Raw genomic sequence first — 25,419 nt, forward strand, 5'->3', positions numbered from 1 at the left:
TTCCATCGCCTTTCGATCGAGGAGCCCGCCATGCGATGCATCGCGCTGCAGCACCTGGCCTTCGAGGACCTCGGCCTGTTCGCGCCGGTCCTGCGGGAGGCCGGCTGGACCATCGACTACCGGCAGGCCGGCGTCTCGCCGCTCGAGCCCGCGGAATGGCGCGAGGCCGACCTCGTCGTCGTGCTCGGCGGCCCGATCGCCGCGTACGACACCGGCCTCTATCCCTTCCTGCACGACGAGATCACGGGCCTGCGCGCGCGGCTCGCGCTGCGCCGGCCCACGCTGGGCCTGTGCCTCGGCGCGCAGCTGATGGCCAGCGCGCTCGGCGCGCGCGTGTACCCGTCTGGCAGCAAGGAGATCGGCTGGGCGCCGGTCGCGCTGAGCACAGCCGGCCAGGCGTCTTGCCTCGCGCCGCTGGTCGGCGTGCCGGTGCTGCACTGGCATGGCGACACCTTCGAGCTGCCCGAAGGCGCCGAGCTGCTCGCGAGCACGCCACTCACGCCGCACCAGGCCTTCAGCCATGGCCACCACGCGCTCGCCTTGCAGTTCCATCCCGAGGCCGATCCCGCGCGCATCGAACCCTGGCTCATCGGCCATGCGTGCGAACTCGCGCAGGCCGGCATCGATGTTCCGGCGCTGCGCGCGCAAAGCGCCGCGCAGGGCAACGCGCCGCAAGCGAGTGCCGCGGCGATGCTGCGCGCCTGGCTGGGCCAGCTCGAATGACGCTGGCGCCGGTGCGCATCGACGCATTGCTCGTGGGCCCCGTCGCGCCGCTGCCCGATGGCCGCACACCCAGCGGCATCGTCAAGACGCCGAGCAACGATGCGCTGTGGCTCTCGGCCACCGGACTCGCGGGCGACGCGCAGGCCGACCTGCGCATCCATGGCGGCCCCGAGAAGGCGGTGCACCACTATCCGCGCGAGCACTACGCCGCGTGGTCCGCATGGAGCCGCCGCCATGACCTGCTGGCCGCGCCCGGTGCCTTCGGCGAGAACCTCTCGACCGTGGGCTGGGACGAAGCCAGCGTCTGCATCGGCGACGTGCTTCAACTCGGCGAGGCGCTGGTGCAGGTGTCGCAAGGCCGGCAGCCCTGCTGGAAGCTCGACGTGCGCTTCGGCGAACCGGGCATGGCGCGCGAGATGCAGGACAGCGGCCGCACCGGCTGGTACTACCGCGTGCTGCAGCCCGGCGCGGTGCAACGCGGCGCAGCGATCGCGCTGGTCGAGCGACCGCATCCCGAGTGGCCGCTGTCGCGCCTCATCGCTTTGCTGTTCGCACGCGAGGAGCGCTTCGCGCCCGAGTGGGAACGCGCGGCCGAACTGCCCGCGCTCGCCGAACGCTGGCGCGCCACCTTCCGGCGCCGCGCGGCCTCGCGGCAGGTCGAAGACTGGACACCGCGCCTGTGCGTGCCGGGCGCGGACCCGGGCTGATGCAAGGCGGGAATACCCGCAGCCGATGGACAGCCGACTGACAGCGCAGTCCGCGAACATGTGACATCGACCGCGGGAGACACCCGCGCACAGGAGACACATGCCCTTCCCGACCTTCCGGCCGGCTTCCGCCGCCATCGCCGCGTGCATCGCGCTGGCCGCCTGCACGACCGCACCCACCTCTTTCACGCCCGTCGCGCGTGCCGTGCCGCCCACCGACTGCAAGGCCTGGGTCGGCACCGACCGCAACGCCGAGCTGCCGGGCTACACCCTGCGGCAGGCCGACGGCACCTCGCGCTGCGTGCCCCTGCTCCTCACGGCCGCCCGCGCTCCCGCCGGCTACGCGGGCGACTTCCACGTGCAGGAGTTCACCGACGCCAGGCTCAAGGAACGCTGGGCCGCGTGCAAGAGCGACGCGGCCTGCTTCAAGCGCATCAACGACCAGATGCAGCGCTGGCTGCCGCCGAACAAGGAGCGCGCGACGCGCGTCACCGGCATGGTCGACCCGGTCGGCAAGATCGATTCGGACGGGCAGGTGAACCTGCGCGACATCCGCAAGCCGGGCTTCTTCGCGAAGGCGCCCTACAACGAAGCCGTGGCCGAAGCGAACGGCCGCACGCACGTGGTCGAGTTCACCGTGCCGCGCGATCCGCTCGAGCGCCTCAAGCTCAACATGCAGGGCGACATCAAGCTGCGCGGCTGGTACGTGGAAGGCGCGGGCGTCGACGACGGGCGCGGCGGCCGCAAGCGTGCGCTGGTGATCATGAGCCCGGGCGGCGGCGGCCAGCTCACGGCCATCGACCATCCCGACGAGGTGTCGGTGCGCGTCGATCCCGCCACGCGCCGCGCGACTTCCGTGCGCTTCCCCAACGCGACCACCGAAGGCCCCGGCATGCGCTTCTGGCGCGACCACCTGCATGCGCTGAACCGCGCGGGCTTCGACGTGCTGGCCTACGACCGGCGTGGCGAAGGCCTGTCCGGCGGCTTCAGCGACACCAACACGCTCGAGCAGAGCGAGGACATCTTCCGTGTGCTCGCGCAGATGGACAGCGGGCGCGGCCTGCGCGTGCTGATGGCCTCGGGCCAGGAGCTCGAGGGCGCGCCGGCGGCCGGCAAGCTGATGGCCGGCATGAAGTCGCGCGAGATTCCGCTGCTGCTGCTCGGCTACTCGCGCGGCTCGATGACCACCGGCTGGGCCATGACCAAGAACTACGCCGGCGGCTGCAGCTACGACATGCCGACGGTGCAATGCAGCGCGCCCAAGGGCTACGCCAACATCAAGGGCGCGATCCTCTACGCCTCGTTCGTGAGCGGCGCGGGCTACCTGCCCGAGGCGCCGGACCTCGCGGATCGCAACCTCTTCCTCGGCGGCATGGCGGCCGACAACTACGTCGCCTTCTATCCCAACTCGGCGGTGCTCGCGAACATGCCGAAGTGGCCCGCCGTGTTCTTCGCCAAGGGCCTGTGGGACCGCGCGGAAAGCCTCGAAGGCACGGTCGCGGCCTACGACCGCGTGCGCGGGCTCAAGGACATCGTCGTCTCGCGCGGCCCGCATTCGATGGAAACCTGGCCCCGGCAGGAACTCGATCGCGTGCGCGGCCGGATGGTCGCGTTCGCGACGGCCGCCGTGCAGGGCCGCACCGCGCTGCCGCAGGCGCCGCAATGGACGGACCTCAAGGGCCTCGTCGCGACCACGCCGGACGTGTGGGAGATGTCGTCGAAGCCGCGCTAGCAGCGGTTCATTCGGGCCGGCGCCGCGCGCCGATGCGGCGCGAATCGGCGAGCACGTTGGCCTGGTCGACCAGCAGCGCCGACTGCTCGTAGGTCGAGCTGGCGATCGTGGCATAGAGGATGTCGGCGATCACCAGCTGCGCGATGCGGCCGGTCAGCGAGTCGGCCGAGAAGGCGGTGCGCTTGGCCGCGTAGGCGAGCACGGCATCGCAGTGCTCCGCGAGCGGCGACTGCGGCGCATGCGTGAGCCCGATGGTGCCGGCGCCGCCGAGCCGCGCGCGCCGCACCGCGGCCACCACCGGCTCGGTGCGCCCGGTATGGCTCACGCCGATCGCCACGTCGTCCGCCGACAGCGTGGAGGACGAGATCGCCATGATGTCGACGTCCGAATGCGCGGTGATCGGAATGCCCAGACGCAGCAGCTTGTGGCGGATGTCGAGCGCCACGGCCGCGCTGCCGCCCACGCCGTAGACATCGACGCGCCGCGCCTTCGCGATCGCATTGGCCGCGCGCTGCAGCGCCCGCAGGTCGAGCGTGGTGCAAGTGTCGTTGAGGCTCGCGACCGTGCCGGCGATCACCTTGTCGCGGATCTCCTCGGAGGCGTCGGTGGACTTCAGTTGCCCCACCGCGCGCTGATGGGCCACGGCCTGGTCGCGCGCGAACAGCACGCGAAATTCCGAGAAGCCGAGGTAGCCGACCGCCTGGCACAGGCGCGTGACCGTCGCATCGCTGACGCCGGCCGCCTGCGCGAGTTCGGTGATCGTCATGTGCAGCAGCTGCTCGGGGTGCTGCAGGATGAAGTCGCACAGCTTCTGTCCCGCGGGTGTCAGCGAGCCGTAGACGCCCTCGAGCCGCAGCTGCACGTGCGAACGCGGCACGCCGCTCGACGCGTTGGCCGTGTCGTCCGGCGCCGGTGCGGGATGATCGGCGCTGCCGTTCTCGTGGTCCTGCGCGGTGGCGCGCGGGGGTCTCCTTCGGTCGTTCATCGCTGCATCCTAAGACCTCGGCGCCAAGGGATTTCCCTGAGCGTTTTCGAGCGCTCCAGAGCCCCCTGAAAACGCCTGCGTGCCCTCGGAAAATGGGTTTCTTTCGAAGCCGGTTCCTGAAAAGAATTTACTTCTTTGTGCTTCACTTTCACTGTGCTTTACTCCACGCCCATTCTTGGAGACAGAGACACAGACATGGAAATCGGATTCGTTGGACTCGGCAGGATGGGTGGCGCGATGGTCCATCGCCTGCATGCGGCAGGCCACCAGGTCTTGGCCCACGACGGCCAGGCCGCCGCTCAGGATGCGGCACGCGCCAAGGGGATCGCGGTCGCGGCCGACCTGCCCGCGCTGGTCGCGCAGCTGAAGGCACCGCGCGTGGTGTGGCTGATGACGCCACCGGGCCAGGGCACCTGCGCGCTGATCGAGACGCTCGGCGCGATGCTCGCCGAGGGCGACACCATCGTCGACGGCGGCAACTCCGACTTCCGCGACACGCGCCGCCTCGCGGCCGCGCTGCGCGAGCGCGGCGTGACGTTGGTCGACGCGGGCGTGAGCGGCGGCACGCAGGGCGCGCGCGACGGCTGCGGATTGCTGGTCGGCGCGGAGCCCGCGCTGTTCGAGCGGCTGGTGCCCGTCTTCGAGGCGCTGGCCGCGCCGGGCGCCTATGCACGCGTCGGCGGCAGCGGCGCGGGCCACTTCGCGAAGGCGGTGCACAACGGCGTGGAGTACGCGCTGATGCAGGCCTATGGCGAAGGCTACGAGCTGCTGATGGCCTCCGACATGCAGGTCGACATCAATGCGACGCTGCACGCCTACCAGGGCGGCTGCTCGATCCGCTCGCACCTGCTCGAGAAGCTGTGCCATGCGCTCGACGCAGATCCCGCACTGCCCGGCATCAAGGGCCACGTGGCCGACTCCGGCATGGGCCGCTGGACGCTCGAGGAAGCGATCCGCCTGCGCGTGCCCACGCCGACGATCTCGGCCGCGCTGCAGGCGCGCTTCCGCTCGCAGCAGGAGGACTCGCCCACGATGAAGAGCATCGCGGCGCTGCGCCGCGAGATCGGCGGCCATGCGGTCGTGAAGGCGGCCGCATGAACGGGCTGTCGTCCGCCGCCGCGCTGCGCGCGCGCTATGCCGCGGTGATCGAAGAACACCGGCAGGTGCTCGATGCGCTCGACGACGCGCAGCTCGGCGCGCTGGCCACGGCCGTGCTCGGCGCCCGGCGCGTCTTCTTCAGCGGCCAGGGCCGCTCGGGCAACATGGTGCGCGCGCTCGCCATCCGGCTGATGCACATCGGCGTGCAGGTGCACGTGGCCGGCGAGCCGACCGCGCCCGCGATCGGCGCGGGCGACCTGCTGGTGGCGGTGTCGGCCTCGGCCAGAACCAAGGCCACGCTCGAGCACATCGCCGTCGCGCGCAAGGCCGGCGCCGCCGTGGCGCTCGTCACCACGGTGCGCCAGCCGCCCGAGGGCGCCGACACCGTGCTGTGCCTGCCCGTGCGCCACGGCGTCGGCACGGTGCAGCATGCGGGCTCGCTGTTCGAGCAGGCCATCCTGCTGCTGGGCGACGCGCTGGCCTGGCACGTGCAGCAGCGGCTCGGCGTGGCCGACGCGCAGCTCGATGCGCGCCACGCCAACCTGCAATGACCGGCGGCACGACATGGCAGGCGTGACACTGAAGAACGTCGTCAAGCGATTCGGGAACACCCAGGTCGTCGACGACCTCTCGCTGCGCATCGAGGAAAAGGAATTCGCCGTGCTGGTGGGCTCCTCGGGCTGCGGCAAGACCACGGCGCTGCGCATGATCGCGGGCCTGGAGAGCGTGACCTCGGGCGACATCTACATCGGCGACACGCGCGTGAACGACATGCCGCCGAAGGACCGCGACATCGCGATGGTGTTCCAGAGCTATGCGCTCTATCCGCACCTGAACATCCGCGACAACATCAGCTTCGGCCTGAAGATCCGGCAGATGCCGAAGAAGGAGATCGACCAGCGCGTCGAAGAGGCGGCCGACGTGCTCGGCCTGGGCGAGATGCTCGAGCGCAAGCCAAAGGAGCTCTCGGGCGGCCAGCGGCAGCGCGTCGCGCTGGGCCGCGCCATCGTGCGCAAGCCCCGGCTCTTCCTGTTCGACGAGCCGCTGTCGAACCTCGACGCCAAGCTGCGCGTGGCCATGCGCGCGGAGATCAGCAAGCTGCATCGCCGCCTGGGCACCACGATCATCTACGTCACGCACGACCAGGTCGAGGCCATGACGATGGCCGACCGCATCTTCATCATGAACAAGGGCGTGCTGCAGCAGAGCGGCACGCCGATGGAGGTGTATTCGCGCCCGGCCAACCGGCTGGTGGCGGGCTTCATCGGCTCGCCGGCGATGAACTTCCTGGAGGCGAAGCTGCAACCCGTCGACGGCCGCCTGTACGTCGAGGCACCGGGCCTGCGGCTCGCGCTGCCCGAACGCCTGGCGCAGCCGCTCCAGGCACACGCGGGCCGCGACGTCGTCTTCGGCCTACGGCCCGAGGACATCTCGCTCGCGCGCGCCGACGCGCCCTTCGACCCGGCCACGGGCTTCGAGGCCCAGGCCGAGGTCGTGGAGACGCTGGGCTCGGAGATCTTCGCCTACCTGCGCTGCGGCGCGCACTCGATCGTCGCGCGCATGGAGACGCCCGACACGCCGCTGCGCGTGGGCGATGTGCTGCGGCTCAAGGTGAAGATGGAGAAATCGCACCTGTTCGACCCGGCCACCGCGCTCGCGATCGGCTGACGCACCCGAGCGCCATTCCAAAAAAGGCGCCCCTTTCCACTGGAGACACCATGAACAAGACCCTCAAGACCACATTGCTCGCCGCGCTCGCGCTCGGCATCGGCGGCCCGGCCCTGGCGCAGACCAAGGAGATCCGCGTATTGCTCGCCAACCATCCCTACGGCGAGCTGCTCAAGGCCGCGATCCCCGAGTTCGAGAAGCAGAGCGGCATCAAGGTCAACGCCGAGAGCCTGCAGGAGAGCCAGCTCTCGACCAAGCTCACGACCGAGTTCGCGACCAAGTCCTCGTCGGTCGACGTGTTCATGACCCGGCCGCTGCAGGAAGGCAAGCTGTTCGCGAAGAACAACTGGTTCGAGCCGCTCGCGGGCTACGACTTCTCCGACTACCCGGCCACCGCGATGAGCGTGTCGACCTACGGCGGCAAGCCGAGCATCGTGCCGCTGGTGACCGAATGGCAGGTGCTGTTCTATCGCAAGGACCTGCTGGCCGCCGCGGGCCTCAAGGTGCCGACCAACTTCGACGAGCTCGCCGCCACCGCGCAGAAGCTCAACTCCGACAGCGTGGCCGGTCTCGCGGCGCGCGGCAAGGGTGCGGCCGCGGTCACGCAGCTTTCAAGCTACGTCTACAACCACGGCGGCCAGTACCTCGACAAGGGCGTGGCCGCCTTCGATTCCAAGGGCGCGGTCGATGCGATCCGCTACTACGGCAAGGTGGTCGGCAGCTACGGCCCCAAAGGCGTGACCTCGATGTCGTGGGAGAACATCATGCCGCTGTTCCAGGCCGGCCGCGTCGCGATGTGGACCGACGCCTCGGTGTTCTACGGCCAGCTCGTCGATCCCGCGAAGACCTCCATCGGCGCCGACAAGATCGGTATCGCCAACTTCCCGGCCGGACCGGTCACCAACTCGCCGTTCTACGTGACGGCCTGGGGCATGTCGATCGCGAGCCAGTCGAAGAAGAAGGACCTCGCGAAGACCTTCCTCGACTGGGCCACCGGCAAGGACCTGGCGACGCGCGCCATGCTCGCCAACATCACCATGGCGCGCTCCTCGGTGTGGGAGGACAAGGCGGTGCTCGGCAAGGTCAACCCGGGCCTGGTCGAGACGCGCACCTTCGCGGCGAAGAACGGCTACCCGGCCGACAAGCCCTTCATGAGCGCCGTGGGCGAGGCGCGCGACCTGATCGGCGAGGTCATCATCGAGTCGATCAACTCGAAGGGCACCTCGACCAAGATCGAGGCGATGGCCAAGGACCGCGCGGCCAAGGTGAACGACCTGCTGCGCGACACCGGCGAGTACGGCAAGTGAGCGTGGCCACCGGGGCGGCGGCGCCCCGGCATCGCCGATCGAACCCAGTCCCGATGGAGGCCGCATGATCCACTCCACCCGCGCCGAGCGCCACCTGCACTGGATCTTTCCGCTGCCGGCGGTGCTCTTCGTCGCGCTGCTGATGGTGTTCCCGGTGCTCTACACCACCTGGCTGAGCTTCACCAACTGGACGCTCACCTCGGGCATGCCGCCTTCTTTCTCGGGCGTGAACAGCTACGTGCGCGTGCTCACCGAGCCGCGCTTCCTGCATGCGCTGTGGCGCACCGTCGCCTTCACTGTGCTCGCGGTGGGCATCGAGGGCGTGCTCGGCGTGGCGGCGGCGCTGCTGCTCAACCGCGCCTTCGTCGGCCGCGCGCTCGCCAAGCTGTTCCTGCTGCTGCCGCTGGTCGCCACGCCGGTCGCGGTGGGCATCGTGTTCAACCTGTTCTACGACCCGACCATCGGCCTGGCCAACTACGTGCTGCAGGCGCTCGGCCTGCCCACGGGTTCGTGGGTGTCGCATGCCGACACCGTGCTGATCTCGCTGGTGCTGGTCGACGTCTGGCAATGGACGCCGATGATCACGCTGATCGTGCTCGCGGGCCTGGCCTCGCTGTCCGACGAACCGGTGGAGGCGGCGCGCATCGACGGCGCCAGCGAGTGGCAGATCATCCGGCTCGTGACCCTGCCGATGGTGATGCCGGTGATCCTCACCGCGCTGATCCTGCGGCTGATCGACGCGCTGAAGACCTTCGACATCATCTTCGCGATGACCGGCGGCGGGCCCGGCTACGCCTCCGAGACCCTGAACATCATGGGCTTCAAGTACAGCTTCGAATACTTCCGCATGGGCCAGGCGGCCGTGGTCCTGGTGGTACTGTTCCTCGTGGTCTTCGCCTGCAGCGTCGCGATCACGCGGCTGCGCAAGCTGAGCGAGAACCCATGAGCACATCGTCGAAACGTTCCCTGCTGCCGCGCGTGCTGTTCTACCTGGCGGTGATCGCCATGGTGCTGATCGTGCTGTTTCCCTTCGCCTGGATGCTGGCCTCCTCGTTCAAGACGCAGGTGGACATCGTGGCTTGGCCGCCCAAGCTGGTGTTCAGCCCGACCCTGCAGAACTACCGCAAGGTGTTCGGCGAGCAGGACTTCGTCAAGTACTTCATCAACTCCACCACGGTGGCGCTGCTGGCCGTCGGGTTCTCGCTGCTGCTGGGGCTGCCGGCCGCCTACTCGATCGCGCGCTTCACGCAGCGCCGGCTCGCGATGTTCATCCTGCTGGCGCGGCTGATGCCGGGCATCTCGTTCCTGATGCCCTGGTACATCATCTTCTCGCGCCTCAACCTGATGGACAGCTACACCGCGCTGGTGCTGAGCCACATGCTGATCGCGCTGCCGATCGTGGTGTGGATCATGGCGAGCTACTTCGAGGCGCTGCCGCGCGACCTGGAGGAGTCGGCGATGGTGGACGGCGCCTCGCGCCAGTACGCCTTCTTCAAGATCATCCTGCCGCTATCGGGGCCGGGCGTGATCACCGCCACCACGCTGGCCTTCATCTTCTCGTGGAACAACTTCATGTTCTCGCAGGTGCTCAGCATGGAGAAGACCAAGACCCTGCCGATCGCCGTGTTCAATTTCCTCTCGTACGCCGAGATCGACTGGGGCGGCGTGATGGCGGCCTCGGTCGCGATCATGGCGCCGGCGCTGGTCCTCACGATGATCTTCCAGCGCTATGTGGTGAAGGGGCTGACCATGGGCGCCGTGAAGGGCTGAACTGCGTCCCCCGATGAAGAGCACCGCCGCCGTCCTGTCGATCGACATCGGCACCTCCTCCACGCGCGCCGCGCTGTTCGACCTCGCGGGCATGCCCCATGGGCCGGCCTCGCAGCATGCCAACCTGCTGCGCACCGATGCCACCGGCATGGCCGAGATCGATCCCGAGGCGCTGGCGCGCGGCGTGATCGAGGCCATCGACCAGGTGCTGAAGGCCTCGCCCGACACGCGCATCCTCGGCGTGGGCATCAGCTGCTTCTGGCACAGCCTGCTCGGCCTCGATGCGCATGGCGCGCCGACCACCGCGGTGCTGAGCTGGGCCGATCGCCGCGCGGGCGCCATCGCGGCCGGCCAGCGCGAGCCCGGCCAGCGCGCCGCCGCGCTGCGCCCCGACACCGGCTGCCCCGTGCATTCGAGCTACTGGACCGCCAAGCTGCCGTGGCTGCGGCAGTCGCGCCCCGTGGCCTGGGCCGCCACCGCGCACTGGGTGTCGGCGGCTGATCACCTGCTGGCGCGCTTCTTCGGCGATCTCGCCACCTCGGTCTCGATGGCCTCGGGCACCGGCCTGTTCGACCTGTGGACGCTCGGCTGGCATCCCGGGGCGCTCGAGGTCGCGGACGTGCCCGCGTCGATGCTGCCGGCGGTGACCGACCGGCCGCGTACGCAGCTCGTGCCCGAGTTCGCGCAACGCTGGCCGCGGCTGCAGGGCGTGCCCTGGTTCCCCGTCACCGGCGATGGCGCCTGTTCGAACATCGGCGTGGGCGGCATCGATCGCGACACCCTGGTGCTGATGCTCGGCACCAGCGGCTCGATGCGCGTCGTGTGGGACGCGCACGAGGCGCGCCTGGACGATCCGGGCCTCTGGTGCTACCGCGTCGATGCGCGCCGGCTCGCGGGCGGCATGGCCATGTCCGAGGGCGGCGCTTCGGCTGCGTGGACGCGCGGCCTGTTCGAAAGCGCGGCCCCGGACCTCGATGCCCAGGTGGCCGCGATGGCCCCCGATTCGCACGGCCTCGCGGTGCTGCCCTATGTGCTGGGCGCGCGCAGCCCCGACTGGATCGACGGCCGCACCGCCTGCATCGCGGGCATCACAGCCGCCACGAGCGGCGCCCAGATCCATCGCGCCATGCTCGAGAGCGTCGGCCTGCGCTTTGCCGGCCTGAAGCAGCAGCTCGAAGCGCGCATGCGGCCCGCGCGACGCATCGTCGTCACGGGCGGCGCACTCTCGCGCTCGGCCACCTGGCGCCAGATCGTCGCCGACTGCATCGGGCAGGACGTGCAGGTGTCGGCGATCGACGAGGCCTCGCTGCGCGGGGCTGCGCTGCTCGCGCTGGAAAGCCTCGGCGTCGGCGGGCTGGCGGACTTCGCTTTCGAGTTCACCGAGCATGTGCGCTTCGATGCGGCGGCGCACGAGACCTATCTCGGGGCGCTGGAGCGGCAGCTTCGCTTCGATGCGGCGATGAAGGGCGCGGGGTCCTAACTTTCTGGCACGACCACAGCCGACCTTCTCAGCGGGAGCGTGTGCGGCGGAATGCGCGAAAGCGGCGCCTCATTTCCAACCATCACCGATCCGCTTTTTTGCTTATCGGTCTGGATTTCCATTTAAAAACTGCCTGCAATCCAGGTTTTCACATACCAGCGGCCAGCTGCCCGCGGCCATCACCGAACCGATATTGGCCAGGCGGGCCTGCACGAGCGCGGCATCGACGGGATCGTGCAGCGGCCACATGTCGAGCGTCTCGCATCGACCAGCATCAGGTCGGCCTGCTTGCCCGGCATCACGGTGCCGATGCGGGCCGACTGCGTCAGCTCGTCGCGCAGCGATAGCTGCCCGCCGCATTCAGGTCGCCAGACCCGTTGTACTTCGGCCAGCTCGGATAGATGCAAAGCGGCCGGGTGCGACCGGCCGTCGCGGGGTTTGCATCGGTCGCCATGAGCTCTCCCGGCGCCTTGCCGCGCTCCACCCAGGCCTCCAGTGCGTCCAGCACCGGCACGCCGCCGGTCGCATTGAAGTGCCCGGTGCCATGGCCGTATCCCGGCACCTGATAGAAGCGCAGAAACGCGTCGACCTGCGGCCGGCCCAGCTTCAGCAGCAGCGCGTTGTAGTAGTCGACCGAGCCCTGGAAGGGGATCAGCGGATCGGAGGTGCCGTGCACCAGCAGCCACTTGCCGCCGCGCGCGACGAAGGGCTCGATGTCGGTGCTCGTGGCGTCCATGACCCCGGACAGTTCCTGAATGCGAGGCAGGTAGCTTCCCGGTGACGCGCCATCGAGGCCGATCGACAGACCCAGAGGGTCCATCAACACCGCGTTGCGGATGAAGGCGTCGGGCAACGCCCCCAGGCTGCCCAGCACCAGCGGATTCGGCGGAACCGGAAAGGTCGCGGTCGCACCCAGCACCGAAGCGTAATCCGTGGACGGCAGGAAGCCGGGATTGCTGGTCGCGCCGTTCTTGAACGCATAGGAGAACTCGGTGCGCGATTGCAGCGTGTCGACGGTCTTGATCTGAGCATCGGACAGGCAATCGTCTCCCGTATCCGCCCCGCCCTTGCAGCGCAGGTTCTGCGGCTTGAACGTGCATGCGGCGACGTTGCCGATGATGCCGTCGGCGGCGCCATCAAGCGCATCGCAGGCCGCGAGTTCGGCCGTGCGCAGCGTCTGCAGTTTCTTCGGACCGAGGAAGCCGACGCCGCCATTGCCCCACAACGCACGCGTGCCGACCTGGATGGTCATCATCTGCGGCATGTAGGCATAGGCCGGGAAGTACGTGACCACGCCGTCGTAGTCGGCGGGCCACTTCTGCATGACCTGCATGCCTTCGTGACCGCCCTTCGAGCCGCCCATGAAATAGGTCCTGGCCGGCGCCTTCCCGTAGCGCAGGCCGATCAGCTTCATCGCCACGTCGCGCGTCTTCTTCAAGGCGTCGCCGGCGTAGTTCCGGAGCATCTCGCCGTTCGATGCGAAGGCGGTGTAGAAGGGGTCGGTCGGCGGTGCCTGATGCCCCGAGTCGTCGGCGAAGATGGCGTATCCGCGCTGCAGCGGACTCGCGCCCGATGTCAGCGGCGTGGTCACGAGATCCGGGACCACGCCGTCGAATCCGCCGCCACCGAAGTGCATCGCATTGCCGTTCCAGTTCGTGGGAAGCACGAGGGCGAACATGATGTCCTGCGCCCCGTCGGAGACAGAAGCGATGCGGCCCTTGAGCATGCAATGCTCGCCCGTCTGGCCTGTGCCCGGCACGAGCGCTGCTTCAGTGACCGTTGCGCCCTTGGTCGGCAGTCCGATCACGGTGCCGTCCACCTTGGTTCCCCGAAGTGCGGCGCATGCCGTGCCCGCCGAAGGCGGCGATGGTGGCAGCTGAGTCGTGGCGACCGCCGACGGATCGATCTGGATGGCGCCACCACCCCCTCCACCGCCACCGCACGCTTGAAGAAGCAGGACAGCCAGCAATGGCACGACGCGTCGTTTCTTGAATCCCCGCATGGATCTTTGTCTCCGTTGAAGTTGTTGATGCGACCTTGGACCTCGTCGCAACCGGCGCCTCTCACTTGCAAGGCAGTTGCGAAAAGTCCGCGGATGCTACGTGGCGAGTTCGCGCGTAGCGATTGCGAAAGGCCGCATCCGCATGGCAAAAACAATCATGTGGCGCGCGGCGCGCAAGCCCATGGCATGGGCACGGAGATGTGCCGCCCTGCGCGTGAGCGGCAACTTCGCCTCACGAGGCGATGAAAAACACGGAGCCTGCTAGGCCCTTCGCGCAGTCTTGCCCGCCGCCTTCGGCACGAACAGCATCTTCTCGACCTGCGCCAGCAGCCGCTTCGCAAAATCGGCATCGAGCTCGGCATGCTCGAAGAGCAGGCGATACCAGACCGGCCCGAACAGCAGGTCGAGCACGATGTCGTGGTCGACGTCGGCCGCGATCTCGCCGCGCTCCTGCGCCTTGCGCAGCAGGCGCAGGCCCGATTCGCGGCGCGGCAGCACCACCTTGTCGCGCAGCAGGGCCGCGGTGGCCTGGTCGTACTGCGCCTCGGCGACGAGCGAGCTGAGGATCGTGCGCCACTCGCGGTCCTGCACGCGCTCGACCGTCGACACGAGGTAGCGGCGCAGCTCGCTCTTGAGCGAGGCCGCGTCCTCCACGATGGCCGTGTCGGGCAGGCCCTCCATGTAGAGCTCGATCAGCAACGCGCCCTTGCTCGGCCAGCGGCGGTAGATCGAGGTCTTCGAGACGCCGGCCAGCGCCGCGACCTGCTCCATCGCGAAGCGCGCATAGCCGTGCACGCGCAGCACCTCGCGCGCGGCTTCGAGGATGGCGTCGTGCGTCTGCTGCCGGCGGCGCCGGGCGCGCGGCCCCTGCTCCACGGGCTCGGAACTCTGGTCGGGGGTGTCCTGCATGGTCATGGCGCGATTCTGACATTCCGATGCCTGTTGACATACGGTACGTACCGTTCTAAAGTTTTAGATACGGTGCGTACCGTTTACTGGAGTCAATCATGCCGCCTCGGGCTCTCCGCCGCTTCGCCGGCCTTCTCGCCCTCGTGCTTTGCTGTTCCGCGCACGCCGTTGCGTTCAAGTGGGCGTCCCAGGACGACGCCGCAACCATGGACCCGGATGCCTTCAACCACGGGCCGACCATGACCGTGCTCGGCCACATCTACGAGGGACTGGTGCGGCGCGACCGCGAGCAGCGCATCGAGCCCGCGCTCGCGCAGTCGTGGACCCAGCCGGCGCCGACCGTCTGGCGCTTCCGCCTGCGCGAGGGCGTGCGCTTCCACGACGGCAGCCTGCTGACGGCGGAGGACGTGGTGTTCTCACTCAAGCGCGCGATGACGCCCGAGTCGGACATGAAAGTGTTCGCCGCCTCGATCGCCGACGTGAAGGCGGTGGACGCCACGACCGTCGATGTCGTCACCGAATTCCCCAACGCGGCGCTGCTGCAGTCGCTGCCCGAACTCAAGGTGATGTCCAGGGCCTGGGCCGAGAAGAACGGCGCGCTGCGCCCGGCCGACATGCGGCAGAAGAGCGAGAACTTCGCGACCCGCAACGCCAACGGCACCGGCCCGTTCAAGCTCTCGGTGCGCGAACCCGACGTGCGCACGGTGCTGGTGGCGCACACGGGCTGGTGGGACAAGCCCGCCACCAACATCACCGAGGCGACGATGGTGAAGATCTCGTCGGCCGCCACCCGCGTGGCGGCGCTGCTGTCGGGCGAGCTCGACTTCGCCTACCCGATCCCGCTGCAGGACATCCCGCGCGTCGAAGCCTCCGCCGGCTACAAGGTGCTGCAGGGGCCCGAGATCCGCAACCTGTTCCTCTCGATGGACCAGGCCAGCCCCGAACTGCGCTACGCGAACGTCAAGGGCCGGAATCCCTTCGCCGATCGCCGCGTGCGGCTGGCGATCTACCAGGCGATCGACATCGAGGCGATCGGCAAGCGCATCCTGCGCGACTCGGCGGTGCCCACCGGCATCCTCGTGCCGCGCGGCGTGAACTCGGTCGACGCCGCCATGGTGGCGCGGCCCTTTCCCTACGACCTCGCGGCCGCGAAGAAGCTGCTCGCCGAGGCCGGCTATCCGACGGGCTTCGAGGTCACGCTCGACTGCACCAACGACCGCTACGTCAACGACGAGCAGGTCTGCACCGCGATCGCCGGCATGCTCTCGCGCATCGGCGTGAAGGTGGCGGTCAACGCACTGCCGGGCGCGCGCTTCTTCACCAAGGTGGGCGCGGGCGACTCGAGCTTCAATTTCTTCGGCTACACGCCCGTCAACCTCGACGCCTACAACACCCTCAACGTGATGATGGCGACGCGCGACGGCAAGGCCGGCCAGTGGAACGTCGGGCGCTACAGCAATCCCGAGGTCGACCGGCTGATCGGCCAGGTGCTGACCGAGATGGACCCGCAGGCGCGCACGCGGCTGGTCACGCAGGCGATGACCCTGCACCGCAACGACGTGGGCCACATCCCGCTCTACCAGCAGGGCTTGGCCTGGGGCATGCGCAAGAACGTCGACGCGGCACTGCAGAGCGACAACCGCGTCAACCTGCGCTTCATCAGCGTCCGGTAGGCCCGATGCTCGCGTTCTTCATCCGCCGGCTGCTGGCGGCCGTCGGGGTGCTGGCCACCGTCGCGTTCATCGCCTTCGGCCTGTTCAAGCACGTCGGCGACCCGGTCACGCAGATGCTGGGGCCCGATGCGAGCGATGCCGATCGCGCGCGCGTGCGCCAGGAGCTGCGGCTGGACGACCCCTTCGTGCTGCAGTTCGCGCGCTTCTCGGCGCGGCTCGCGCAAGGCGACCTCGGCGTGTCGCTGCGCCAGGGCCGGCCGGTGCGCGAACTGCTGGCCGAGCGCCTGCCGGCCACGCTCGAGCTCAGCCTGGTCGCCGCCTTCGTCTCGGTGGTGGCCGGCCTGTTCCTGGGCGTCGCATGCGCGGTGCGCCCGCGCAGCTGGTTCGCGCGCAGCACCATGGCACTCTCGCTGATCGGTGCCTCGCTGCCCACCTTCCTGATCGGCATCCTGCTGATCCTGGTCTTCTCCGTCACGCTCGGCCTGCTACCCTCCTACGGCCGCGGCGAGGTGGTGGCCATCGGCTGGTGGAAGAGCGGGCTGCTCACGCGCGACGGCTGGCTGCACCTCGCGATGCCGGCGGTCACGCTCGCGCTGTTCCAGCTCGCCTTGATCGTGCGGCTCGCGCGCGCCGAGATGATGGAAGTGCTGCGCGCCGACTACATCCGCTTCGCCCGCGCGCGCGGCATCCGCGAGCGCGCGATCCTCTACCGCCATGCGCTGCGCAACGCGCTGGTGCCGGTCGTGACGATCGTGGGGCTGCAGCTGGGCGCGGTCATCGCCTTCGCCGTGGTCACCGAAACCGTCTTCCAGTGGCCCGGCCTCGGCGCCCTGTTCGTCGATGCGATCGGCTTCGCCGACACGCCCGTCATCGCCGCGTACCTGTGCTTCGTCGCGGCCATGTACGTGTGCATCAACCTGGTCGTGGACATCCTCTATGTCGCGATCGATCCCCGTCTAGAGACAGCCTGAAAGCGGCCCGCATGAATCCCACGCCTCCCATGGCGCGCACCGTCGAAGCGGTGCGCGCGTTCCACGACGACCTGGCCCGGCTGCGGCAGGACCTCCACGCGCATCCCGAGCTCGGCTTCGAGGAGGAACGCACCGCCGCGCGCATCGCCACCTTCCTGCAGGCGCTCGGCATCGAGGTGCACCGCCACGTCGGCCGCACCGGCGTGGTCGGCGTGCTGCACGGGCGCTCCACGGCCAGCGGCCGCAGCATCGGCCTGCGTGCCGACATGGACGCGCTGCCGATCCAGGAACTCGGCGATCCGGCCTACCGCTCGTGCATTCCGGGCCGCATGCACGGCTGCGGGCACGACGGGCACTGCGCGATCCTGCTGGGCGCCGCGAAGTACCTGGCGCAGACCCGCGACTTCGACGGCACCGTCTACTTCTTCTTCCAGCCGGGCGAGGAAGGACATGCCGGCGCGCGCGAGATGATCCGCGACGGCCTGTTCGAGCGCTTCCCCGCGCAGCAGGTGTTCGCGCTGCACAACTGGCCCTCGCTGCCCGCGGGCACCATCGCGCTGAACCCCGGGCCGATGATGGCGGCGATCGACCGCTTCTCGATCCGCGTGCAGGGTCGCGGCGGGCACGGCGCCCATCCGCAGCAGGCCATCGATCCGATCCTCGTGGCCTCCGGGATCGTCTCGGCGGTGCACACCATCGTGAGCCGCAACGTCAATCCGGTCGATGCGGCGGTCATCAGCTTCCAGTCCTTCCAGTCCGGCGCGCCCGAGGCCCTGTCGGTCATTCCGGACCACGCGCAGCTGCACGGCATGGTCAAGTGGTTCAAGCCCCAGGTGCAGGCCGTGCTGCGCGAACGCCTAATCGAGACCGCGCAGCGCGTGGCGCTGGCCTTCGGCGCCCAAGCCGAGGTGCACTACGAGGAGCTCTATCCACCGACCGTCAACCACCCCGAGGCGGCCGAAGCGCTCGCGCGCGTCGCATGCCGGGTGGTCGGCGAGGCCCACGTGGTCCGCGACATGGAGCCCAGCATGGGATCGGAGGATTTCGCCTTCATGCTGCAGCAGCGGCCGGGCGCCTACTTCCGGCTCGGCCAGGGCATGACCGACGGCCGCTTCCTGCATCACCCGCGCTACGACTTCAACGACGCCACCATTCCGGTCGGCAGCGGCGTGTTCGCGGCACTCGCCGAGGACCTGCTCGCGCCATGAAACAGCTCTGGACCCGATGGCTCGACAGCGATGTCGGCCACAGCTTTCGCAGCTCGCCGGTCGCCATGGCGGCGGCGGTGATCGCACTCGCCTGCCTGCTGGCGGCCGTCTTCGCGGGCTGGGTGTCGCCGCAAGATCCCTTCGACCTGACCCGGCTCGAGCTGCTCGACGCGCGGCTGCCGCCGGCATGGGCACCGGAAGGCAGTGCCAATTACCCGCTGGGCACCGACGACCAGGGACGCGACATGCTGTCGGCCGTGATCCACGGCCTGCGCATCTCGCTGGTCGTGGGCCTGGCCTCGGTCGCGGCCTCCGCCGTGGTCGGCGTCGCGCTCGGCTTGCTGGCCGGCTTCGCGGGCGGCTGGGTCGACGCGCTGCTCATGCGCGTATGCGACGTCATGCTGTCGTTCCCGCCGATCCTCACCGCACTGCTGATCGCCGGGGTGGCACGCTCGCTGCTGCCGAACGCGCACGCCTCGGTGGCCTTCGCCGTGCTGGTGCTCGCGATCTCGCTGAGCGGCTGGGTGCAGTACGCGCGCACCGTGCGCGGCGCGACGCTGTCCGAGCGCCACAAGGAGTACGTGCAGGCCGCGCAGGTCACGGGCGTCGCGCCCTTTCGCATCATGCGGCGCCATGTGCTGCCCAATGTGCTCGGACCGGTGCTGGTGCTCGCGACCATCCAGGTCTCGACCGCCATCGTGACCGAGGCGACGCTGTCCTTCCTCGGGGTCGGCGCGCCGCCGACCTCGCCCTCGCTCGGCACCTTGATCCGCGTGGGCAACAACTACCTGTTCTCGGGCGAATGGTGGATCGCGCTCTTCCCCGGCCTGATGCTGATCGCGGTCGCGCTCAGCGTGAACCTGCTGGGCGACTGGCTGCGCGACGCGCTCAACCCGAGGCTGCGATGAGCACGCCAGGAACGGACTCCATGAACATCCTCGACGTCGAAGACCTGGTGGTCGAATTTCCCGGGCGCCGCGGCACCCTGCGCGCGCTCGACGCGGTCAGCTTCTCCATCGCACCGGGCGAGATCCTCGGCGTGGTCGGCGAGTCGGGCGCCGGCAAGTCGCTGACGGGCGCCTCGATCATCGGCCTGCTCGAACCGCCCGGACGCATCGCGGGCGGCCGCATCCGGCTGCAGGGCGAGCGCATCGACCAGCTCGATCACGAGGCCATGCGCCACATCCGCGGCCGCCGCATCGGCTCGATCTTCCAGGACCCGCTGACCTCGCTCAATCCGCTGTTCACCGTCGGCCAGCAACTGATCGAGGCCATCCGCACCCATCTGCGGCTCGATGCACGGCAGGCCCGTGCCCGCGCGATCGCGCTGCTCGACGAGACCGGCATCCCGGCCGCGGCGCAGCGCATCGATCACTTCCCGCACCAGTTCTCGGGCGGCATGCGCCAGCGCGTGGTGATCGCGCTCGCGCTGGCGGCCGAGCCCGTGCTGATCGTGGCCGACGAGCCGACGACCGCGCTCGACGTGTCGGTGCAGGCGCAGATCGTCGCGCTGCTGCAGCGCATCTGCCGCGAGCGCGGCGCCGCCGTGATGCTGATCACCCACGACATGGGCGTGATCGCCGAGGCCTGCGACCGCGTGGCCGTGCTCTATGCCGGCCGCGTGGCCGAGATCGGGCCGGTGCACGACGTGGTGCGGCACGCCGCCCATCCTTACGCAGCCGGACTGATGGCCTCGATTCCCGACATGGACTCGTCGCCCGAGCGGCTCGCGCAGATCGACGGCGCGATGCCGCGCCTGAGCCGGATTCCTCCCGGCTGCGCCTTCCATCCGCGCTGCGGCCAGGCCTTCGCGCGCTGCACGCACGAGCGGCCCGAACTGATCGCCGCGGGCGCGACGCATGCCGCCTGCTGGCTGCATGCGCGCACCGCGGCAAGCCCTCTCTTTCCCCACCCTTCCCTCGCCCTCCCATGACAGCCCTCGTCCAAGCCCACGACCTCGCGCGCACCTTCGACGTCTCGCCGCCCTGGCTCAACCGCGTGCTCGAGCGCAAGCCGCGCGTGCTGCTGCATGCGGTCGACGGCGTGAGCTTCTCGATCGAGCGCGGCAAGACGCTCGCGCTGGTCGGCGAATCGGGCTGCGGCAAGAGCACGGTCGCGCGCCTGCTCGTGGGCCTGTACGCGCCCACGCGCGGCGGGCTGCAGTTCGACGGCCAGGACGCGCACGCGGCCTTCAAGACCGCCGAGGGCCGCAAGCTGCGCCGCCGCATCCAGATGATCTTCCAGGACCCCTACGCGAGCCTCAACCCGCGCTGGATCGTCGAGGACATCATCGGCGAGCCGCTGCGCGAGCACGGCATCCTCAACGACAAGGCCCAGTTGCGCGAGCGCGTGGGCCAGCTGCTGCAGTCGGTGGGCCTGTCGCCGCTGGACATGAGCAAGTACCCGCACCAGTTCTCGGGCGGCCAGCGCCAGCGCATCTCGATCGCGCGCGCGCTGGCCACGCAGCCCGAGTTCCTGGTCTGCGACGAGCCCACCTCGGCGCTCGACGTGAGCGTGCAGGCGCAGGTGCTCAACATCATGAAGGACCTGCAGCGCGAGCAGGGCCTGACCTACCTGTTCATCTCGCACAACCTCGCGGTGGTGCGCCACGTGGCCGACCAGGTGGGCGTGATGTACCTGGGGCGGCTGGTGGAGGTGGCGGACAAGCAGAAGCTGTTCGCGACGCCGCAGCATCCGTACACGCGCATGCTGCTCGACGCGATCCCGCAGATGAAGCACACGGGGCGCGCGCGCACGCCGGTGCAGGGCGAGGTGCCGAATCCGCTCAATCCGCCCGCGGGCTGCGCTTTTCATCCGCGCTGCCCGCATGCCAATGCGCGCTGCTCGGCCGAGCGGCCGAAGCTCCAGAGCATCCGCGGCGTGCAGGTGGCCTGCCATGCGGTGGAAGAGGGCCGTGCCTGAACGGCCCCCGCTCTCAGGGCATGTCGGCGAGTCGCCGGATCGCCTCGACCGCGCCGGGATTCTCGAGCGCCGAGAGGTCGCCCGGCGGCTGCCCCGCGAGCACGCGGCGGATCACCCGCCGCATCGCCTTGCCATTGCGCGTGCGCGGCAGATCATCGACGCAATGCACGATCGCGGGCCGAAAAGGCTTGCCGAGCGCAGCTTCGATGGCGGCCGCCGCACGCGTCGCCAGGTCGTCGCCGTACGGGGCCCCATCCCCCGCCGGCTGCGGTACCAGCACCAGCACCAGCTTCTGTCCCTTCACCGGATCGGGCAGGCCGACCGCGGCGGCGTCCTTCAGCGGCAGCGCGGCCAGCAGCACGGCCTCGACCTCGGCCGGCCCGAGCCGCTTGCCCGCGATCTTGAGCGTGTCGTCCGAGCGGCCGAGCACGAAGAAATGGCCCTCGCCATCCTCGTAGACCAGGTCGCCATGCACCCAGCGGCCCGGCACCGCCTGCCAGTAGGCCTCGAGGTAGCGTGCATCGTCGCGCCAGAAGCCCTGCGTCATGCCCACGAAGGGCTGCGCGATCGTCAGTTCGCCGGGCACACCGACCACCCGCGCGCCCGTGTCGTCGGCCGCGAAGGCCTGCACGCCCGGCGAGGCGCTGTTGAAGCCCGAGGCCTTGATCGGCCGCACCGGCACATTGGCGAGGATGGCGCCCGACGCCTCGGTCCCGCCCGTGTAGTTGATGAGCGGCAGCGCGCCGCGACCGAAGCGGCGAAAGAACCACTCGAAGTGCTCGGGATCGAGCACCTCGCCGGCCGCCATCAGCATGCGCAGGCTGCGCAGGTCGCCCCGCGTGACCGCGTCCGCATGCGCCGCCAGGCTGCGGATCAAGGTGGGCGAGGCGCCGAAATGCGTGACGCCATGCCGCTCGATCATCGACGCGAAGCGCGACCAGTCGGGGAAGTCGGGCGCCCCGTCGTAGCACAGCAGCGTGGCGCCGGCGATCAGCGCGCCGATGACCGTGATCGGCCCGACGATCCAGCCCATGTCCGAAGGCCAGCACCAGGTGTCGCCGGCCCGCAGCTCGAAATGGAAGGCGCTGTCGTGCGCGATCTTGAGCGGGAAGCCGCCATGCACATGCACCGTGCCCTTGGGCGCGCCCGTGGTGCCCGAGGTGAAAACGATCATGAAGGGATCGTTGGGATCCATCGAGACGAAGTCCGCCACCGGCTCGTCGCAGGCGACCTCTTCCCATCGCCGAAGCTCGCAGCGGCCCTCGATGGTGTCGCCGTCGCCGAGCACCACCATCTGCGCGAGCAGTGGCAGGCGCCCCAGCGCCTCGTTGACGGCCGCGGCCGCCGACACCCGGCGGCCGCGCCGCATGAAAGCTTCGGCCGCGATCAGCATGCGCGCCTGCGCGAGCTCGAGCCGCGAGACGATGGCCTCGGCGCCGAAGCCGGTGAACAGCGGCACGCACACGGCCCCGAGCGCGGCGATGGCGAGAAAGGCGATGGCTGCTTCCGCACCCATCGGCAGCATCAGCCCGATGCGGTCGCCGGGCGCGATACCCATCGCGCGCAAGCCGCCGGCGAAGCGGCGCACGCGCAGCGCGAGTTCCGCGTGGCTGATCCTTTCGACGCGACCGTCCTCGGCCTCCGCGATCAGCGCGGGCTGCGTCGCGCGCTCGGGATCGCCGGACCAGCGCAAGGCGCTGCGCACCCAGTTCAATCGGCCGCCATCGAACCAGCGCGGATGCGCGGCATCGGGTGCGTCGGTGCGAAAGCGTTGCCAAGGCGCATCCCAGACGATGTCGAGTTGCGCCAGCACGTGACGCCAGTAGCTCGCCGGATCGTCCACCGAGGCGCGGTGCAGTTCGTCATAACCCGCCAGGCCCATGCGATGGGCGAGCGCGGTCAGTGGCGCCGAGGCGATGCGTTCGGCATCGGGCCGCCAGAGCGTGAGATCGGGAAATTCCATGCGCGGTCCTCCGTTCGTTCCGGCTCAGCCGCCGCGCCGGCGCGCGGCACGGAAATCGGGCGCGCGTTTCGCGAGAAAGGCGTCCACGCCTTCGCGCGATTCCGCCGTGCCGTAGTAGAGCGCCAGCGCCTCGAAGCCCAGCGCACCGATGGCGCGGATGTTCTCGGAGTCCGCATTGAACGAGCGCTTCGCGATCGCGATGGCGGTCGGGCTCTTCGCCAGGATCTCGGCACACCAGCGCGCCACCTCCGCATCGAGTTCGTCCGGCGCAACGACGCGGTTGACCAGGCCCATCGCCAGCGCCTCGTTGGCACCGTAGCGGCGACAAAGAAACCACATCTCGCGCGCCCGCTTCTCGCCGATCACGCGCGCGAGCAGCGCGGTGCCGAAGCCCGGATCGACCGAGCCCACCTTCGGTCCGACCTGGCCGAAGACCGCATCGGTGCTCGCGATGGCGAGGTCGCACACCGTGACCAGCACGTTGCCGCCGCCGATCGCATAGCCCTGCACGCGCGCGATCACCGGCTTGGGGATGTCGCGGATCAGGCTCTGCAGCTCGTCCATCGGCAATCCGATGGTGCCGCGCCCGCCATAGCCGCCTTGCCCTTCGCCATGGTCGGACTGGTCGCCTCCCGTGCAGAAGGCCTTGTCGCCGGCACCGGTGAGCACGACCGCGCCGATGTCGCGGTTCCACCCGGCGCGGCCGATTGCGTGCAGCAGCTCTTCCACCGTGCGGCCGCGCAGCGCGTTGTAGCGCGCGGGGCGATCGATGGTGACGCGCGCGACGCCGTCCTTCTCTTCGTAGCGGATGTCCTCGTAGTCGAAGGCGTCGTTCACAGCGCGGCCTCCACCACCGACAGCGCGGCATCGAAGGCTTCCAGGCCCTGCGACAGTTCCTCCCGGGTGATCACGAACGGCGGCGACACCATCGCCACGTTGTATCGGCCATAGGCATGCACACCGCGCTTCATCAATTCGCCGTAGAACAGCTTCATCGGCGCCGAGCCCTCGGGATGGTGCCATTCCACCAGCGGCTCGCGCGTCTCGCGGTCCTTGACCAGCTCGATACCGAAATGCGCGCCGAGCCCGCGCACGTCGCCCACCACCGGGTGCCTGCGCTGCAGTTCGCCGAGCCCCTCGCGCAGCCAGCCCTCGATCTCGAGGGCACGTTCGAACAAGCCCTCCTCGAGGTAGACCCGCAGCGCGGCGACGCCGCCCGCGACGGCCAGCACATGGCCCGCATGCGTGTGGCCCACGTCGAACAGCTCGGTGTCGAAATGGCTCGCCACGCCTTCGCGCACCAGCACGCCACCCAGCGGCGTGTACGAGGAGCTGGCGCCCTTGGCAAAGGACATGAGGTCGGGCAGCACGCCAAGCCGCGTCGCGGCGAAGGCGGCGCCGGTGCGGCCGAAGCCGGTCATCACCTCGTCGTACACCAGAAGGATGCCGTGGCGGTCGCACAGCGCGCGCACGCCCTGCAGGTAGCCCTCGGGATAGATCACCATGCCGCTCGATCCCGTCATCGGCTCGAGCACGATGGCCGCGACGTTGTGCGCGCCCTCGTGCGACAGCACCTGCTCGAGATGCTGCAGCGCGCGCCGCGATTCCTCGGCCGGCTCGCGCGTGTGGAACGGGCTGCGATACGGATAGGGAGTGAAGAACTTCACCATGCCCGGCAGGTTCGGCAGCGGGTCGCGCCACCGGTCCACGCCCGTCAGCGCGCTGCCGCCGATGGTGCTGCCGTGGTAGGAGCGGTAGGCGGTCAGCACCTTGGGCCGCCGCGTGACGAGGCGCGCGATCTTCACCGCATCGTCGTTGGCCTCGCCGCCGCCGCTCGCGAAGTGCACGCGCAGCCCCTCGCTCCAGGGCGAGATGCGGTTCAGCAACTCGGCGTATTCGGCGCGCACGTCGTTGAAGTAGCTCGAGGCCACCCAGCACAGCCGTTCGGCCTGCTGCTGTATCGCGCGCACCACCTTCGGATGCCCGTGGCCCAGCGGCACCGCCACGTAGCCGCTGGTCATGTCGAGATAGGCCTTGCCGTTGGTGTCGTGGAAATGACAGCCCTTGGCGTGCGTGATCACGGGCGGGTTGAGCCCGCCCTGCACCGACCACGACACCAGCACCTGCCGGTAAGCGGCGGGCAGGCTCGCGTTGGCCTGGCCATGGATCTGAAGGTCCATCGTCTGTCCTCTGTGTTGTTGCGTGAAGAAAAGTTGAAGCAGATCGCTGCGATGAAGCATAGGAATGCGGGTCCGTGCGGACAAACCAAAGCTTTGGGGCCTGAGCCGCAAAGCAATTCGC

General features: G+C 69.5%; 23 protein-coding genes. 16 read left to right on the forward strand and 7 right to left on the reverse strand.

All coding sequences use genetic code 11. The features are described 5' to 3' along the window. Window positions 1-30: 30 nt before the first annotated feature. From AC07PU_RS20785 to AC07PU_RS20795, 3 genes are all read left to right on the forward strand, one after another. Window positions 31-723, forward strand: coding sequence for a glutamine amidotransferase (locus AC07PU_RS20785; protein WP_495320080.1), 693 nt, complete (start codon window positions 31-33; stop codon window positions 721-723). Next, on the forward strand, window positions 720-1,430 hold the full coding sequence (locus tag AC07PU_RS20790; protein ID WP_495320082.1) for an MOSC domain-containing protein: 711 nt from the start codon (window positions 720-722) through the stop codon (window positions 1,428-1,430). The genes AC07PU_RS20785 and AC07PU_RS20790 overlap by 4 nt, the downstream gene beginning before the upstream one ends. Before the next feature lie 100 nt (window positions 1,431-1,530). After that, window positions 1,531-3,162, forward strand: coding sequence for a hypothetical protein (locus tag AC07PU_RS20795; RefSeq protein ID WP_495320084.1), 1,632 nt, complete (start codon window positions 1,531-1,533; stop codon window positions 3,160-3,162). Window positions 3,163-3,169: 7 nt separating this feature from the next. On the opposite strand, the gene AC07PU_RS20800 is transcribed toward AC07PU_RS20795, so the two are convergent. Beyond that, window positions 3,170-4,147, reverse strand: coding sequence for a MurR/RpiR family transcriptional regulator (locus AC07PU_RS20800; protein ID WP_495320086.1), 978 nt, complete (start codon window positions 4,145-4,147; stop codon window positions 3,170-3,172). A gap of 195 nt (window positions 4,148-4,342) precedes the next feature. Here AC07PU_RS20800 and AC07PU_RS20805 point away from each other — a divergent pair, with 195 nt between their 5' ends. The 7 genes from AC07PU_RS20805 (at window position 4,343) to AC07PU_RS20835 (ending at window position 11,470) form a co-directional block, all read left to right on the forward strand. Then, entirely contained in the window at window positions 4,343-5,245 is a 903-nt protein-coding gene (locus AC07PU_RS20805; protein ID WP_057591059.1) for an NADP-dependent phosphogluconate dehydrogenase, read from the forward strand. Beyond that, entirely contained in the window at window positions 5,242-5,796 is a 555-nt protein-coding gene (locus AC07PU_RS20810; RefSeq protein ID WP_093354852.1) for an SIS domain-containing protein, read from the forward strand. Before AC07PU_RS20805 ends, AC07PU_RS20810 begins: the two co-directional genes overlap by 4 nt. Window positions 5,797-5,809: 13 nt before the next feature. Beyond that, window positions 5,810-6,913 carry an ABC transporter ATP-binding protein gene (locus tag AC07PU_RS20815; RefSeq protein WP_495320088.1) on the forward strand — a complete coding sequence of 368 codons (1,104 nt, stop codon included), beginning with the start codon at window positions 5,810-5,812 and terminating at the stop codon, window positions 6,911-6,913. A 50-nt stretch (window positions 6,914-6,963) separates the two neighbouring features. Continuing rightward, window positions 6,964-8,220 (forward strand): ABC transporter substrate-binding protein, encoded by a 1,257-nt coding sequence (locus tag AC07PU_RS20820; protein ID WP_495320090.1) that lies wholly within the window; start codon window positions 6,964-6,966, stop codon window positions 8,218-8,220. 64 nt (window positions 8,221-8,284) lie between these two features. Further along, the gene (locus AC07PU_RS20825; RefSeq protein ID WP_495320092.1) at window positions 8,285-9,166 is read left to right on the forward strand and encodes a carbohydrate ABC transporter permease; all 882 of its coding nucleotides are present in this window, start codon (window positions 8,285-8,287) and stop codon (window positions 9,164-9,166) included. After that, window positions 9,163-9,990, forward strand: coding sequence for a carbohydrate ABC transporter permease (locus tag AC07PU_RS20830; protein WP_495320094.1), 828 nt, complete (start codon window positions 9,163-9,165; stop codon window positions 9,988-9,990). Before AC07PU_RS20825 ends, AC07PU_RS20830 begins: the two co-directional genes overlap by 4 nt. Window positions 9,991-10,003: 13 nt before the next feature. After that, window positions 10,004-11,470, forward strand: coding sequence for a gluconokinase (locus AC07PU_RS20835; protein WP_495320096.1), 1,467 nt, complete (start codon window positions 10,004-10,006; stop codon window positions 11,468-11,470). Between the two features lie 102 nt (window positions 11,471-11,572). Here AC07PU_RS20835 and AC07PU_RS20840 read toward each other — a convergent pair whose 3' ends face one another. The 3 genes from AC07PU_RS20840 to AC07PU_RS20850 all read right to left on the reverse strand — a co-directional run bounded on the left by AC07PU_RS20840 (window position 11,573) and on the right by AC07PU_RS20850 (window position 14,381). Further along, the gene (locus tag AC07PU_RS20840; RefSeq protein WP_495320098.1) at window positions 11,573-11,719 is read right to left on the reverse strand and encodes a hypothetical protein; all 147 of its coding nucleotides are present in this window, start codon (window positions 11,717-11,719) and stop codon (window positions 11,573-11,575) included. Between the two features lie 76 nt (window positions 11,720-11,795). Then, window positions 11,796-13,472 carry a tannase/feruloyl esterase family alpha/beta hydrolase gene (locus AC07PU_RS20845; RefSeq protein ID WP_495320100.1) on the reverse strand — a complete coding sequence of 559 codons (1,677 nt, stop codon included), beginning with the start codon at window positions 13,470-13,472 and terminating at the stop codon, window positions 11,796-11,798. A 261-nt stretch (window positions 13,473-13,733) separates the two neighbouring features. Then, the gene (locus AC07PU_RS20850) at window positions 13,734-14,381 is read right to left on the reverse strand and encodes a TetR/AcrR family transcriptional regulator (protein WP_495320102.1); all 648 of its coding nucleotides are present in this window, start codon (window positions 14,379-14,381) and stop codon (window positions 13,734-13,736) included. 206 nt (window positions 14,382-14,587) lie between these two features. Between AC07PU_RS20850 and AC07PU_RS20855 the strand changes: the two genes are divergently transcribed. From AC07PU_RS20855 to AC07PU_RS20880, 6 genes are read left to right on the forward strand one after another with little or no spacing between them, the layout of a single operon-like run. Next, window positions 14,588-16,054: an ABC transporter substrate-binding protein gene (locus AC07PU_RS20855; protein ID WP_495320104.1), complete on the forward strand. Its 1,467-nt coding sequence runs from the start codon at window positions 14,588-14,590 to the stop codon at window positions 16,052-16,054. Window positions 16,055-16,059: 5 nt separating this feature from the next. Beyond that, window positions 16,060-17,025: an ABC transporter permease gene (locus AC07PU_RS20860; protein WP_495320106.1), complete on the forward strand. Its 966-nt coding sequence runs from the start codon at window positions 16,060-16,062 to the stop codon at window positions 17,023-17,025. An 11-nt stretch (window positions 17,026-17,036) separates the two neighbouring features. Continuing rightward, window positions 17,037-18,233, forward strand: coding sequence for a M20 aminoacylase family protein (locus tag AC07PU_RS20865; protein WP_281081502.1), 1,197 nt, complete (start codon window positions 17,037-17,039; stop codon window positions 18,231-18,233). Further along, window positions 18,230-19,141: an ABC transporter permease gene (locus AC07PU_RS20870; protein ID WP_495320108.1), complete on the forward strand. Its 912-nt coding sequence runs from the start codon at window positions 18,230-18,232 to the stop codon at window positions 19,139-19,141. Before AC07PU_RS20865 ends, AC07PU_RS20870 begins: the two co-directional genes overlap by 4 nt. Window positions 19,142-19,161: 20 nt before the next feature. Next, a complete protein-coding gene (locus AC07PU_RS20875; protein ID WP_495320110.1) occupies window positions 19,162-20,166 on the forward strand; it encodes an ABC transporter ATP-binding protein in 1,005 nt (334 codons plus the stop codon). Further along, window positions 20,163-21,155: an ABC transporter ATP-binding protein gene (locus tag AC07PU_RS20880; RefSeq protein ID WP_495320112.1), complete on the forward strand. Its 993-nt coding sequence runs from the start codon at window positions 20,163-20,165 to the stop codon at window positions 21,153-21,155. The genes AC07PU_RS20875 and AC07PU_RS20880 overlap by 4 nt, the downstream gene beginning before the upstream one ends. 13 nt (window positions 21,156-21,168) lie before the next feature. On the opposite strand, the gene AC07PU_RS20885 is transcribed toward AC07PU_RS20880, so the two are convergent. Genes AC07PU_RS20885 through AC07PU_RS20895 form a run of 3 tightly spaced genes read right to left on the reverse strand, consistent with a single transcriptional unit; the run spans window position 21,169 to window position 25,298 of the window. After that, window positions 21,169-23,118 (reverse strand): AMP-binding protein, encoded by a 1,950-nt coding sequence (locus tag AC07PU_RS20885; RefSeq protein ID WP_495320114.1) that lies wholly within the window; start codon window positions 23,116-23,118, stop codon window positions 21,169-21,171. A gap of 24 nt (window positions 23,119-23,142) precedes the next feature. Further along, window positions 23,143-23,955 (reverse strand): enoyl-CoA hydratase-related protein, encoded by an 813-nt coding sequence (locus AC07PU_RS20890; RefSeq protein WP_495320116.1) that lies wholly within the window; start codon window positions 23,953-23,955, stop codon window positions 23,143-23,145. Continuing rightward, entirely contained in the window at window positions 23,952-25,298 is a 1,347-nt protein-coding gene (locus AC07PU_RS20895; RefSeq protein WP_495320118.1) for an aminotransferase class III-fold pyridoxal phosphate-dependent enzyme, read from the reverse strand. Before AC07PU_RS20895 ends, AC07PU_RS20890 begins: the two co-directional genes overlap by 4 nt. Window positions 25,299-25,419 lie beyond the last annotated feature (121 nt).

This window comes from Variovorax sp. GW821-FHT10D07 (assembly GCF_059415325.1).